Raw genomic sequence first — 12645 nt, forward strand, 5'->3', positions numbered from 1 at the left:
TGAGGTTATTGCGCCCACCGCAACTGCGTGGGCAAGGGTGAAACGGGTTCGGGTTCCGGCGGTTGGCCGGGCAAGGACAGCACGCGGTTGAGGACTTCGGTTTCCAGGGCAGCCAGCCGATGAGAGCCGCGTGCCCGTGGGCGTGGCAGGTCGACGGCCAGATCGAGGCCAATCTGGCCGTCCTCGATCAGGATCACCCGGTCGGCAATGGCCACTGCTTCGCTGACATCGTGAGTCACCAGCAGCACGGTAAAACCGTGTTGCTGCCACAGGCGTTCGATCAACTGCTGCATTTCGATACGTGTCAGCGCGTCGAGCGCTCCCAGGGGTTCGTCGAGCAACAGCAGCCGTGGCTGATGAATCAGGGCCCGGGCCAGGGCCACCCGTTGCTTCTGTCCACCGGACAATGTCGCCGGCCATTCATGGGCACGATCGGCCAGGCCCACGGATTCCAACGCCTGTAGCGCTTGTGGCCGCCAGTTGCCCTTGAGCCCGATGCCAACGTTGTCGATGATTTTTTTCCAGGGCAGCAAGCGCGCCTCCTGGAACATCAGCCGCGTGTCCTGTTGTGCAGCGCTCAACGGTGCAGAACCGGCCAGCAACTGGCCGTCGGAAGGCTGATCGAGGCCGGCCAGCAGACGCAGCAAGGTGCTTTTGCCACAACCGCTGCGCCCGACCACTGCCACGAATTGCCCGGCGGGAATGTGCAGGTCGATGTCCCGCAGCACCTGGCGCGAGCCAAAGGTCTTTTGCAGGTTGCGCACCGCCAGCGGAATGCCTTGCAACAGGCGCGGAGGTTGTTGCGCAGTCATGCGACACCTCCCTTGTTGACCTGGTACGCCGGATGCCAGCGCAACCAGACCCGCTCGAGCCCACGGGCGGCAAGGTCGGCAAGCTTGCCGAGCACGGCGTACAGCAGAATCGCCAGTACTACCACGTCGGTCTGCAGGAACTCTCGGGCATTCATCGCCAAGTAGCCGATGCCGGAACTGGCAGAGATGGTCTCCGCCACGATGAGCGTCAGCCACATGAATCCCAGGGCAAAGCGCACGCCCACCAGGATCGAAGGCAAGGCGCCCGGCAGGATCACTTGGTGAAACAGGCTGAAGCCGGACAAACCATAGCTGCGGGCCATTTCCACCAACGCCGGGTCGACGTTACGGATGCCGTGATAGGTGTTGAGGTAAATCGGAAACAGCGTGCCGAGGGCCACCAGGAAAATCTTCGCCGACTCGTCGATACCAAACCACAGGATCACCAACGGAATCAGCGCCAGGTGCGGGATGTTCCGGAGCATTTGCACGGAACTGTCCAGCAGACGCTCGCCCCATTTCGACAAACCAGTGATGAAACCCAGGGCCAGGCCGATGCCGCCGCCAATCAGGAAACCCACCACCGCACGCCAGCCACTGATAGCCAGGTGCGTCCAGATCTCGCCGCTGCGCACCAGGTTCACCCCGGCCTCGATCACCGCCACCGGAGCCGGCAGGATCCGCGTGGATAACCAGCCCCCCGACACCGACAGTTGCCATATCGCCAGCAACAGCAGCGGCACCGCCCAGGGCGCCAGGTTGTGGATAACTTTCTTCATGGCCGCCTCAGCTCTGGGACGCGGCTTTGGGAAGAATGTCGTTGGCGACCATTTCACCAAACGGGCTCACATAACCGCCGCTCTTCGGCAATTCCGGGCGTTCCACATCCAGGTGCGGGAACAGCAGTTCCGCCACGCGGTAGGACTCTTCCAGGTGTGGATAACCCGAGAAGATGAACGTATCGATCCCCAGGTCGGCATATTCCTTGACCCGCGCCGCCACGGTCGGGCCATCGCCCACCAGCGCCGTACCAGCACCGCCGCGAACCAGCCCCACGCCGGCCCAAAGGTTGGGGCTGACTTCCAGCTTGTCGCGCCGCCCTCCATGCAACGCGGCCATGCGCTGCTGGCCCACCGAATCGAAACGGGCCAGGGACGCCTGGGCACGGGCGATGGTGTCGTCGTCCAAGTGGGAGATCAATCGGTCGGCCGCCTGCCAGGCCTCGGCATTGGTTTCCCGCACGATCACGTGCAGGCGGATGCCAAATCGCACGGTACGGCCGAGCTTCTCGGCCTTGGCCCGAACCTGGGCGATTTTTTCCGCCACGGCTTCCGGCGGCTCGCCCCAGGTCAGGACCATTTCCACCTGTTCGGCCGCCAGATCCTGGGCCGCTTCGGAAGATCCACCAAAGTACAGCGGTGGACGCGGCTGCTGGATCGGTGGATAGAGCAGCTTGGCACCCTTCACGCTGATGTGCTCGCCGTCGTAATCCACCGTCTCGCCTTCCAGCACACGACGCCAGATGCGGGTGAATTCAACCGAAGCCTGGTAGCGCGCCTCATGATCGAGGAACAGGCCATCGCCCGCCAGCTCATCCGGATCGCCACCGGTCACCAGATTGAACAACGCCCGGCCGCCGGACAACCGGTCCAGGGTCGCAGCCTGGCGCGCCGCCACCGTCGGGGAAATGATCCCGGGGCGCAAGGCAACGAGGAATTTCAGGCGCTGGGTCACGGGAATCAACGAAGCGGCCACCAGCCAGGAGTCCTCGCAGGAACGTCCGGTGGGAATCAGCACCCCACCGAAACCCAGTCGATCCGCCGCCTGGGCGATCTGTTGCAGGTAGCCGTGGTCGACGGCGCGAGCGCCTTCGGCGGTGCCAAGGTAATGGCCGTCGCCGTGGGTGGGCAGGAACCAGAAAATATTGAGGCTCATTGGAGTGGTCTCCTAAGGAAATCGGATTACTGCGCGTTCGCAACGGCCGCCGGCGGCGTCCAGATCACGTCCCTGATACTCAAGGGCTTGGGGATCAATTTGAGCTGATAGAAGCTGTCGGCGATTTTCTGCTGTGCCGCGACCACTTCCGGCGTCAGGAACAACGCACCGTAACCCTGGCGTTTCACCGACGTCAGAGTGATGTCGGCAGGCAGGCCTAGCAGTGGCGATACCTGTTTGGTCACGTCTTCGGGGTTGGCCTTGGACCACTCCCCTACCGCCCGCACCTCTTCCACCAGGGTGGTGATGACCTGGGGGTTCTTTTGCGCATAGGGTTTGGTGGCGAGGTAGAACTGGTGGTTGTCGACGATTCCCTTGCCGTCACGCAAGGTGCGCGCTTGCAACTGTTGTTCGGCGGCCGCCTGGTACGGATCCCAGATCACCCAGGCGTCGACACTGCCACGCTCGAATGCGGCACGGGCATCGGCCGGAGGCAGGAACACGGTCTGGATGTCGGAATATTTCAGGCCGGCATCTTCAAGGGCTCGTACCAGCAGGTAATGGACGTTGGAGCCTTTGTTCAGCGCGATCTTCTTGCCCTTGAGGTCTTGCACCGACTGGATCGGCGAGCTCTTGGGCACCAGGATCGCCTCGCTGTTGGGTGCCGGCGGTTCGTAGGCGACGTAAAGCAGATCGGCACCCGCCGCCTGGGCAAACACCGGCGGGGTTTCACCGGTCACGCCGAAGTCGATGGAGCCGACGTTGAGGCCTTCGAGCAATTGCGGGCCGCCGGGGAATTCAGTCCATTGCACATCCACGCCCTGGGCGGCGAGGCGTTTTTCCAAGGTGCCCTTGGCCTTGAGCAGCACCAGGGTGCCGTACTTCTGATAACCGATCCGCAACGTCTCGGCTTGAGCCTGGATAGTAGCGCCGAAGGACACAGCCGCAGCAAACAGAGCGACCAGCCCGCGACGCAAAATGACAGTGCGCATGGCGCCTCTCCTTTTTGCTGTGGGGTTTTGGCTGCACCTGCTTGGCCGTTGGCGGCTGAGTAAGGTGAGTTGAATCAGGGTGTATCGGGATTCAAATGCTCCAGCGAGCACTCAACAAACGTTCATTCAACAGACTTGGGTCCAGTGGCCTGGGTCGACGGGCCATGGCGCTGAGAAACTGCTCCAGCGCTTCGTGCAGGCGTTGCTGCAAGGCGGGCGTCAATTGCGCCTGGGCACTGCCTTCGCCATAGGCGATCTGGCTATCCTCGGCAAAGATCCCCTGCAGCATTTCCTGAGCCTTGAGCGCCGACAGCACCGGCTTGAGAGCGTAATCCACGGCCAGCATGTGGGCGATGCTGCCGCCGGTGGCCATGGGCAATACCACCTTATGGCTCAGGGCGCGTTCTGGCAGGAGGTCCAACAATGTTTTCAGCGCACCGGAAAAAGACGCCTTGTACACCGGTGTGGCAATCAACAGGCCGTCGGCGTTATCGATCTGCTGGAGCAGGTCGACGATTTTCGGACTGTCGAAGCGGGCATGGAGCAGGTCCTCGGCGGGAAAGTCACGCACCTGATAACTCACCACCTCCACCCCTTGCTGCTGCAACCAACGCTGCGCGCGCTCCAACAGCACCCCGGAACGGGAGCGCTGACTGGGACTGCCACCAAGTGAGACGACCAACATGCCAACCATTCCTTAAACGTTCTGCGCGATTCGCGGTGGGCGATCTCGCTGTCTGATGCAAACGATAACAGCGGATTCATATATCTTTAAATCATATTTATTCATTTGGTTATTCTATAAATAAATATCAGTTCATTTTTTGAAGGCAATAAAAAAGGCCGTCGAAACGGCCAAAACCCTGTTGCACATAGATTCCCTGTGAAATGAGGGTTTGGTTGATCCTCTCTTCAGCGATTCGGTTGCGGTGTCAGGCGCAAATAAGGTTTCACGGCCCGATAGCCTTTAGGGAAGCGCCGCTTGATTTCGTCCTCATCCTTGAGCGATGGCACGATTACCACTTCATCGCCGTCCTGCCAGTTGGCCGGGGTGGCGACCTTGTGGCTGTCGGTCAGTTGCAAGGAGTCGATCACTCGCAGGATCTCGTTGAAATTGCGTCCGGTGCTGGCCGGGTAGGTAATGGTCAGGCGAATCTTCTTGTTCGGGTCGATCACGAACAGAGAACGCACGGTCAGGGTATCGCTGGCATTGGGGTGGATCAGGTCGTAGAGGTCCGACACCTTGCGGTCGGCGTCGGCCAGGATCGGGAAATTGACGACGGTATTCTGGGTTTCGTTGATGTCTTCGATCCACTTGTGGTGCGAATCCACCGGGTCGACCGAGAGGGCAATCGCCTTCACGCCGCGTTGGGCAAACTCATCCTTGAGCTTGGCCGTCAGACCCAATTCAGTGGTGCAGACCGGCGTGAAATCCGCCGGGTGGGAAAAAAGCACACCCCAGCTGTCGCCAAGCCATTCATGGAAGCGGATCTTGCCGGCGCTGGAATCCTGTTCGAAGTCGGGGGCGATGTCGCCGAGTCTGAGGCTCATGTTGGGGCTCCTGGATGAGATCTTGTAGAGCCTGACTGTGCCTCGTTCCAGGCGGTTTGAAAAAGAATGAATGCTGATCTTTATAGATCTTTTGGAAATATAAAAAAGTGTTCACTGGCGCCGACACCTCTATAAGCCCAACATCCTCAACGAGGTTCGAGAAGGCCTCGAGTTGCCGAAAGAGGAGTAGTTTCGGGAAAGGCTACAGGGGTGGGCCTGACTCGAAAACGTAAAGCCCCGCCGGGCGTGTTGCCGGGCGGGGCTTTTTTTCGTTACGCGAGCGCGTTACTTACAGCAACGGGATCGAGTAGCTGACGATCAGGCGGTTTTCATCCTGGTCGCGCTGACCTGGGATGTCGTTGCGCCAGGTAGCGTTTTTCCACATCACGCCTACGTTCTTCAGAGCGCCTTCCGGTACAACGTAGCCAACGGTGATGTCACGCTCCCACTCGGTCTTGTCACCGGTGGCGTGATCGATATTGTCGCCACGCAGGTAGATGACGCCAGCGGTCAGGCCAGGCACACCGAGCTTGGCGAAGTCGTACGAGTAGCGACCCTGCCAGGTACGTTCACCGGCACGGGCGAACTTGGCGATCTGCATGTCGGTAGTCAGGTAAGCCGACGAGCCGTCACCCTGGTTCAGCCAAGGGAAATCGCTGTCGCCGTTGCTGGCCTGATAGCCACCACCAAAGGTGTGACCTGCGACGGTGTAGAGGAACAAGCCGCTGTACAGGTTGTTGTCGACCTTGCCCTTGGTGACGCTGCCGCCATAGTAGCCAGTGGTGTAGTAGTTGGAGTCATGGCCATTGGCGCCGTCGCTGCGGCTGTTGAAATAGCGCAGATCAGATTTCAGTACGCCCGGACCGATGGCCCAGTTGTGCACCAGACCCAGGAAGTGCTGCTTGTAGAAGTCTTCCAGGTTGCCGTAGTAATACTGGGCAGTCAGGTCCTTGGTGATTTTGTAGTCACCGCCACCGTAAATGAATTTGTTGCTATCGCGGCCGCTTGCGGTACGACCGTTCGCACCGGCAATGGACAACTCCTCGTTGTTGCTGGAGTTACGACCTTTAGCGTGCTCGATCTGACCACCGATGAGGGTCAGGTCCTTGATTTCGTTCGAGGTGATCTGACCGCCCTGGAAGGTTTGCGGCAGCAGACGACCGTCGTTGGTCACGATTACGGGCAGTTTTGGCTGCAAGGTGCCCAGCTTCAGCTCGGTCTGGGAAACCTTGGCTTTGGCAGTCAGGCCCAGGCTGGAAAAGTTATCCACCGCCTCGCCGTTGGAGTTGCTCGGGAAGACCGTACCACCGTAGCTGTTGTTGGAGGCGCCGTTGGTACCGCCGCCCGAATCCAGCTTGATACCCAGCAGGCCAATGGCATCGATACCAAAGCCAACGGTGCCTTGGGTGTAACCGGAGGTGAAGCGCAGGTCGAAACCTTGGCCCCATTCCTCAGACTTGTTCGTTGTAGCAGCAGAATCACGGTTATCCGTGTTGATGTAGAAGTTACGCAGACCCAAGGTAGCCTTGCTGTCTTCAATAAAACCGGCGGCGCCTGCCTGCTGCGCCAGAACCCCAACGGCCACGGCCAGGGCCAAGGTGGACTTGTTCATGCTTCGCTCCTCTCGTTTTCTAATTCTTGTGTATCTGTGGTTCCGGATCGAACGCCCGGAATCCGCGGATGCGCGATTAGCGCCAGACCGTGACTGACAAGTCAATCGTAACCATTTGTGATTACGACCATGGTCTAACGTCGCGATGCCGGCCCGCAGAATAATGGATTCTTGATACTTCCAAAAAGAATTGTTTCAGCAGTTTTCAGATTATTTTGAAATATGGCTGCCATCAAAGCGTCGTCAAACTGACGATATGCAATATCGGCCAGCCTGCTGATTACTGGATATTTTTTCGTCCGCACCTTTTCAGGGGGCCGATCCGTCTGGATCAAGGCTGCGATCCCATTCAGCAGCCCCACGCCAAAGCGTTCGGCTGCCGTAGGTCGCAATCTTGGAGGCATTCCTTCGGACAAATCATTGTCTGAAGTCAAAAAGCGTACAGCCTGGCTGCACAGGTTGGGGGCGCTGCGCCTACAACGCTTTTTCGAAGATTTTCGAATTGCGTTGATAGTTGTAGAGCGACGCTCGGGCGGCCGGCAGGCGTTCGACACTGCTGGGCTCAAAGCCACGCTCGCGGAACCAATGGGCGGTACGGGTAGTGAGCACGAACAATGTTTTGAGCCCTTGGGCACGGGCCCGGGTTTCGATTCGCTCCAGCAGTTCGTCGCCACGACCGCCGTGACGATATTCGGGATTCACCGCCAGGCAGGCCAGCTCGCCGGCATCCGAATCGGCGATCTGGTAGAGCGCCGCGCAGGCGATGATCATGCCTTCGCGCTCGACCACACTGAACTGTTCGATTTCCCGCTCCAATACTTCGCGGGAACGACGTACAAGAATCCCCTGCTCTTCCAACGGACTGATCAGGTCCAGCAAGCCACCGACATCTTCGATAGCCGCTTCACGCACCACTTCGAACTGTTCTTGAGCCACCAGCGTGCCGCTGCCGTCGCGGGTGAACAGCTCGGCCAGCAGCGCACCGTCCTCGGCGTAACTGACGATGTGACTGCGGGCCACGCCGCCCCGGCAGGCCTGGGCCGCCGCATCCAGCAATTCGGCCTGATAATCGCTGCCCAAGCGCTGCATATGGGCGGGGACCTGTTGCGGGCGCAATTCGCGCACCAGTCGGCCGTCCTCGCCGATCAGTCCTGGCTCGGAGCCGAACAGCAGCAGCTTGTCGGCCGCCAGGTCGATGGCCGCGCGGGTGGCAACGTCCTCGCAGGCAAGGTTGAAGATTTCCCCGGTGGGTGAATAGCCCAACGGCGACAGCAGCACGATGGAGCGCTCGTCCAGCAGGCGATTGATACCCTTGCGGTCGACCCGGCGCACTTCACCGGTGTGGTGGTAATCCACGCCCTCCAACACGCCGATCGGCCGCGCCGTGACCAGGTTGCCGCTCGCCACCCGCAACCGCGACCCCTGCATCGGCGAAGAGGCCATGTCCATCGACAGGCGCGCCTCAATGGCGATGCGCAACTGCCCGACCGCGTCGATCACGCATTCCAGGGTCGCGGCATCGGTGATGCGCATGCCACGGTGGTAATGAGGGGTCAGCCCCCGCGCCGCGAGCCGGGTTTCGATCTGCGGGCGCGAACCATGGACCAGGACCAGGCGCACGCCGAGGCTGTGCAACAGCACCAGGTCATGGACGATGTTGCCGAAGTTCGGATGTTCCACCCCATCGCCGGGCAGCATGACGATGAACGTGCAATCACGGTGGGCATTGATGTAGGGCGAAGCGTGGCGAAGCCAATTGACGTATTCGGGCATGAACCTGGACCTGTAATAAATAACAGCCAAAAAAAGACGAAACAGAACGCACAGCAGGCTGATGGTTATCGTCGGAACAGGCTTGGCGACACGCGCGCTCTCCTCATGAATACGGGCCCGAATGCGGGCGATTTAGCCGGCCGTGGCCGGCGTCAGGCAGTAATGTCCGATCAACTGCCGCAGCAGTTGCACGGTAGGCTGCAAACGTGACATTTCAAGGTACTCGCCCGGCTGGTGGGCACAGGCGATATCGCCAGGCCCCAGCACCAGGGTTTCGCAGCCAAGGCGCTGAAGATAAGGCGCTTCGGTGCCAAACGCCACTGCTTCGGCACGATGACCGGTGAGCCGTTCGGCCAGACGCACCAGTTCGGCATCCTCGGCCTGCTCGAACGGCGGCACTTCGGGGAACAGCGGCGCATAGTCGATCTTGACCTGATGCCGTTCGGCAATCGGGTTGAGCTTCTGTTGGATTGCCGCCCGCAGCACTTGCGGATCCATGCCCGGCAGCGGGCGCAGGTCGAACTCCATGGAGCATTGGCCGCAGATTCGGTTAGGGTTGTCGCCACCGTGGATGCAGCCGAAGTTCAGGGTGGGCTGGGGCACGCTGAATTGCGGATTCCGAAATTCACGCTGCCATTGCAGGCGCAGGCCGCGCAGTTCCCCCATGGCATCGTGCATGGCTTCGAGGGCGCTACGACCCAGGCTTGGGTCGGAGGAATGGCCGCTGCGCCCGAGGATGTCGATACGCTCCATCATCACGCCTTTGTGCAGGCGAATCGGCCTGAGCCCGGTCGGCTCCCCGATGATGGCGGCACGTCCCAATGGACGCCCGGCCTCGGCCAGGGCCCGGGCCCCCGCCATGGAGCTTTCCTCGTCAGAAGTGGCGAGAATCAGCAGCGGCTGCTTGAACGGCTGGTCCAGCAGCGGCTTGAGCGCCTCGATGGCGAGGGCGAAAAAGCCTTTCATGTCGCAGCTGCCCAGACCGACCCAGCGGCCATCGACCTCGGTGAGTTTCAGCGGGTCGGTCTGCCACAATGCGCCATCGAAGGGCACCGTGTCGCTATGCCCGGCCAGTACCAGGCCTCCCGGGCCGCTGCCGAAACTGGCCAGCAGGTTGAACTTGCCGGGGCTGACCTGCTGGATATCACAGGAAAATCCGAGGTCACTGAGCCAACCCGCCAGCAGTTCGATCACGGCACTGTTGGATTGGTCCAGCGTGGGTTGCGTACAGCTGACCGAAGGCGCGGCGATCAGGGCAGCGAACTGATCTTTCATGGATGGCAAAGGCATCGCTGTCTCCGGGCTTACAAATTGACGTCCATCATAGAACCATCCGACGCCAGTAATAAACCGTCGCGGCACGCAAGGCGGATGACTCCTGTACACTGCACGACCTTGGCAGCCACACCTCTCCCCGGCTGCGCACCCGATCCCTGGATTTTCCGGCCATGCAGAAAGAAACCGAAATCAAACTCCGCGTCAGCCGCGAGACCCTGGCAGCCCTGCGCGAGCACCCGCTGCTGAAAAAACGCAACAAAGGCGGCTGGGAACGCCGCGAACTGATGAATCAGTATTTCGACACCCCCGAACGTGACCTGGCCCGCGCCAAAGTCGCCCTGCGCCTGCGTCGCGACGGCGAAGAGGTGATTCAGACCCTCAAGACCCGCGGCCAGAGCATCGCCGGTCTGTCCGAGCGTAACGAGTACGACTGGCACCTGCCCAAGGCCAAGCTCGACCTGAAGAAACTCGACGGCGAATGCTGGCCCGAATCACTGGCCGAACTGGATAAGAAAACCCTGAAAGCCATCTTCACCACCGATTTCGTCCGCGAACGCGCTGAAATCGCTTGGGGCCGTGGCAAAAATAAAGTGGTCATCGAAGCCGCGCTGGACCTGGGCCATGTGGTGGTAGGCAAGCAGAAAGAAGAAATCTGCGAACTGGAGCTGGAACTGCGCGAAGGCGAACCCGCCGCCCTGCTGGAGTTGGCCGCCGAGCTGGCCGAGACCCTACCCTTGATGCCGTGTGACATCAGCAAGGCCGAGCGTGGCTATCGCCTGCACGATGCAAGCAGCTACGCCCTGAGCCTGCCGCCTCCACAGCTGACCGCCGAGATGTCGCTGGACGACGCCTTTGCCGCGCTGAGCTGGCATTTGCTGGGCAGCAGCCAGCGCCTGGCCGAGCAATATCGCTTCAACGGCCACTGGCGCCTGCTGCAGGACTGGGTGGATAACCTGGCCGAACTGCGGGCCCTGCTCAGCAGCCTCGGCCAAGCCGCGCCACGCCAGTCAACTCACGACCTGCGGGTTGCCCTGGATGCATTGCTGGAAGACTGGCGCCCGGTGGTCCAGGCTGGCCTGGACGACGAAGACGTGCGCAAGGCCGCGCCCGAACAGTTCCTGGAAGAACTGCAGGACCCGCGCTGGGGCCTGTTCTCCCTCAACACCTCTCGCTGGCTGCTGGCCCGTAGCTGGACGGCCGAGCGCAATACCCGTGGCAATCGCCAGGGGGCCGCACAACTGGACAGCTGGCTGCCGCGCTTGCTGGGGGAAGAGTCTTCGTCCCTGCAACTGCAACGTTATCAGCAGCAGCCGGAAGACCTGGCCGAACAGTTGCCACGCATCGAGCGCATCCAGGTCTGGTTGCACCATGCCCGGCAGGTACTCGATATCCCGGAAATGGACCGCCTCTACGGCGAGCTGAACAAGCTGGCGCAACTGGCCAACGAGCCGATCACCGACGAAGCCCTGGAAGCGCGCAAACAACAGGCGATCGCGGTGTATCAGAATCGGGCATGGAAAACCTTGTTGCGCCTGTAACATCGCCATCGCGAGCAGGGCTCGCTTCCACATTTCGATCCGGGTTGGGCACAATATCCGCAACAACCCCGACCTTTTGTAGGAGCGAGCCTGCTCGCGATGGGGTCAGAACATTCCCCCCGCCAATCATCGCATCACCGGCAAACTCGTCGTGGACTTGATCTCCGACAGCGCCACGATCGAGTTCACCTCCTGAATCCCCGGCACCAGCGACAGTTTCTCGAAGAAGAAACGCTCATACGCCTCGATGTCCGCCGTGACGATGCGCAGCAGAAAATCCACCGACCCCATCAGTACGTAGCATTCAAGCACCTCGGGGAAACCGCGAATCGCTTCGGTGAACTCGGTGAAATTCGATCGGCCGTGGGCGTTGAGCTTGATTTCAGCGAAGATCTGCGTGTTAAGGCCGATTTTCTTCCGATCGAGCAAAGTCACCTGGCCGCGGATGATGCCCTCCTCCTTCATCCGCTGGATTCGACGCCAACAGGGCGATTGGGACAAACCCACGCGCTCGGCGACCTGGGCGCTGGAGAGCGAAGCGTCTTCTTGCAGCAGTGCCAGTATCCGCCGGTCGTAGCTGTCCAGCTCGCTTTGCATAAATAAACCCTTAAAAATCCGTTAATAAACTTGAATTATTCACCAAACCGCGAATATCTCTGATATTAGATAAGAAATACCCGTTCCGGCATGCAAATATTTCTCCCGAATCCCAGGAGATCAATCATGCCCTTAATCGAATCCGTCAGCACGGTGCCCACCCGTGCCGACGTCTGGCACACCGCCAACGCCCATTGCCTTGCGCAATATCGGTTGCAGGCCGAGGCCGAGGCCGACGTGCTGTGCCGTGCATTGAACTTGTTTGCCCTGCAGGGCCTGACGCCGCAGCTAGTTCACGTCGAACGTGAGGGCGATCTGCTGACCATGGAAATCCTCATGGACGGGCTCAGCTGGCACCGTGCCCAGGTCATCGCTGAAAAATTACGTAACCTGATCAGCGTCTGTTCGGTAACCCTGCGCAACGCTGAAAAAACGTGGCTCGAGCCGGCCCAGGCCGTGGGTTGAGGCCGGCCGGAGCAAGAATTCGAAACGCATTGGTCGGGTAGTGGCCCAACGGTCCATAGGGTCGGGACTATTCTTTTGCAGACCGAGAGGAC

Annotated in this window: 13 protein-coding genes; 2 read left to right on the forward strand and 11 right to left on the reverse strand. The window is 60.4% G+C overall.

Annotated features, from left to right (window positions below; translation table 11 throughout):
- Window positions 1-5: 5 nt before the first annotated feature.
- From ssuB to argE, 10 genes are all read right to left on the reverse strand, one after another.
- The gene (gene ssuB / locus LCU97_RS13740) at window positions 6-812 is read right to left on the reverse strand and encodes an aliphatic sulfonates ABC transporter ATP-binding protein (RefSeq protein ID WP_053148360.1); all 807 of its coding nucleotides are present in this window, start codon (window positions 810-812) and stop codon (window positions 6-8) included.
- Window positions 809-1591, reverse strand: coding sequence for an aliphatic sulfonate ABC transporter permease SsuC (gene ssuC, locus LCU97_RS13745; RefSeq protein WP_232776807.1), 783 nt, complete (start codon window positions 1589-1591; stop codon window positions 809-811). The genes ssuB and ssuC overlap by 4 nt, the downstream gene beginning before the upstream one ends.
- Window positions 1592-1598: 7 nt before the next feature.
- Window positions 1599-2747 (reverse strand): FMNH2-dependent alkanesulfonate monooxygenase, encoded by a 1149-nt coding sequence (gene ssuD, locus LCU97_RS13750; protein ID WP_053148367.1) that lies wholly within the window; start codon window positions 2745-2747, stop codon window positions 1599-1601.
- A gap of 26 nt (window positions 2748-2773) precedes the next feature.
- Entirely contained in the window at window positions 2774-3739 is a 966-nt protein-coding gene (locus LCU97_RS13755; protein ID WP_232776808.1) for a sulfonate ABC transporter substrate-binding protein, read from the reverse strand.
- A 91-nt stretch (window positions 3740-3830) separates the two neighbouring features.
- On the reverse strand, window positions 3831-4424 hold the full coding sequence (gene ssuE, locus LCU97_RS13760) for an NADPH-dependent FMN reductase (protein WP_053148372.1): 594 nt from the start codon (window positions 4422-4424) through the stop codon (window positions 3831-3833).
- Window positions 4425-4651: 227 nt separating this feature from the next.
- Window positions 4652-5290 (reverse strand): peroxiredoxin, encoded by a 639-nt coding sequence (locus LCU97_RS13765; RefSeq protein ID WP_232776810.1) that lies wholly within the window; start codon window positions 5288-5290, stop codon window positions 4652-4654.
- Window positions 5291-5579: 289 nt separating this feature from the next.
- Window positions 5580-6902 carry an OprD family porin gene (locus LCU97_RS13770; protein ID WP_053148378.1) on the reverse strand — a complete coding sequence of 441 codons (1323 nt, stop codon included), beginning with the start codon at window positions 6900-6902 and terminating at the stop codon, window positions 5580-5582.
- Between the two features lie 134 nt (window positions 6903-7036).
- The gene (locus LCU97_RS13775) at window positions 7037-7336 is read right to left on the reverse strand and encodes a hypothetical protein (protein WP_232776811.1); all 300 of its coding nucleotides are present in this window, start codon (window positions 7334-7336) and stop codon (window positions 7037-7039) included.
- A gap of 40 nt (window positions 7337-7376) precedes the next feature.
- Window positions 7377-8675 (reverse strand): amino-acid N-acetyltransferase, encoded by a 1299-nt coding sequence (gene argA / locus LCU97_RS13780; protein WP_232776813.1) that lies wholly within the window; start codon window positions 8673-8675, stop codon window positions 7377-7379.
- Between the two features lie 132 nt (window positions 8676-8807).
- On the reverse strand, window positions 8808-9965 hold the full coding sequence (gene argE / locus LCU97_RS13785) for an acetylornithine deacetylase (RefSeq protein ID WP_232776815.1): 1158 nt from the start codon (window positions 9963-9965) through the stop codon (window positions 8808-8810).
- 158 nt (window positions 9966-10123) lie between these two features.
- Here argE and LCU97_RS13790 point away from each other — a divergent pair, with 158 nt between their 5' ends.
- On the forward strand, window positions 10124-11491 hold the full coding sequence (locus tag LCU97_RS13790; RefSeq protein WP_232776817.1) for a CYTH domain-containing protein: 1368 nt from the start codon (window positions 10124-10126) through the stop codon (window positions 11489-11491).
- A 126-nt stretch (window positions 11492-11617) separates the two neighbouring features.
- On the opposite strand, the gene LCU97_RS13795 is transcribed toward LCU97_RS13790, so the two are convergent.
- On the reverse strand, window positions 11618-12088 hold the full coding sequence (locus LCU97_RS13795) for an Lrp/AsnC family transcriptional regulator (RefSeq protein WP_232776819.1): 471 nt from the start codon (window positions 12086-12088) through the stop codon (window positions 11618-11620).
- A 126-nt stretch (window positions 12089-12214) separates the two neighbouring features.
- On the opposite strand from LCU97_RS13795, the gene LCU97_RS13800 reads away from it, so the two are divergent.
- Window positions 12215-12553 carry a hypothetical protein gene (locus LCU97_RS13800; protein WP_053148403.1) on the forward strand — a complete coding sequence of 113 codons (339 nt, stop codon included), beginning with the start codon at window positions 12215-12217 and terminating at the stop codon, window positions 12551-12553.
- The last annotated feature ends 92 nt before the right edge of the window (window positions 12554-12645 follow it).

The sequence above is a fragment of the Pseudomonas uvaldensis genome, assembly GCF_021271205.1.
Taxonomy (GTDB): domain Bacteria; phylum Pseudomonadota; class Gammaproteobacteria; order Pseudomonadales; family Pseudomonadaceae; genus Aquipseudomonas; species Aquipseudomonas uvaldensis.

Coding starts and splice junctions, on each gene's coding strand:
- ssuB (WP_053148360.1), bottom strand. CDS start 812: ATGACTGCGCAACAACCTCCGCGCCTGTTGCAAGGCATTCCGCTGGCG.
- ssuC (WP_232776807.1), bottom strand. CDS start 1,591: ATGAAGAAAGTTATCCACAACCTGGCGCCCTGGGCGGTGCCGCTGCTG.
- ssuD (WP_053148367.1), bottom strand. CDS start 2,747: ATGAGCCTCAATATTTTCTGGTTCCTGCCCACCCACGGCGACGGCCAT.
- LCU97_RS13755 (WP_232776808.1), bottom strand. CDS start 3,739: ATGCGCACTGTCATTTTGCGTCGCGGGCTGGTCGCTCTGTTTGCTGCG.
- ssuE (WP_053148372.1), bottom strand. CDS start 4,424: ATGTTGGTCGTCTCACTTGGTGGCAGTCCCAGTCAGCGCTCCCGTTCC.
- LCU97_RS13765 (WP_232776810.1), bottom strand. CDS start 5,290: ATGAGCCTCAGACTCGGCGACATCGCCCCCGACTTCGAACAGGATTCC.
- LCU97_RS13770 (WP_053148378.1), bottom strand. CDS start 6,902: ATGAACAAGTCCACCTTGGCCCTGGCCGTGGCCGTTGGGGTTCTGGCG.
- argA (WP_232776813.1), bottom strand. CDS start 8,675: ATGCCCGAATACGTCAATTGGCTTCGCCACGCTTCGCCCTACATCAAT.
- argE (WP_232776815.1), bottom strand. CDS start 9,965: ATGCCTTTGCCATCCATGAAAGATCAGTTCGCTGCCCTGATCGCCGCG.
- LCU97_RS13790 (WP_232776817.1), top strand. CDS start 10,124: ATGCAGAAAGAAACCGAAATCAAACTCCGCGTCAGCCGCGAGACCCTG.
- LCU97_RS13795 (WP_232776819.1), bottom strand. CDS start 12,088: ATGCAAAGCGAGCTGGACAGCTACGACCGGCGGATACTGGCACTGCTG.
- LCU97_RS13800 (WP_053148403.1), top strand. CDS start 12,215: ATGCCCTTAATCGAATCCGTCAGCACGGTGCCCACCCGTGCCGACGTC.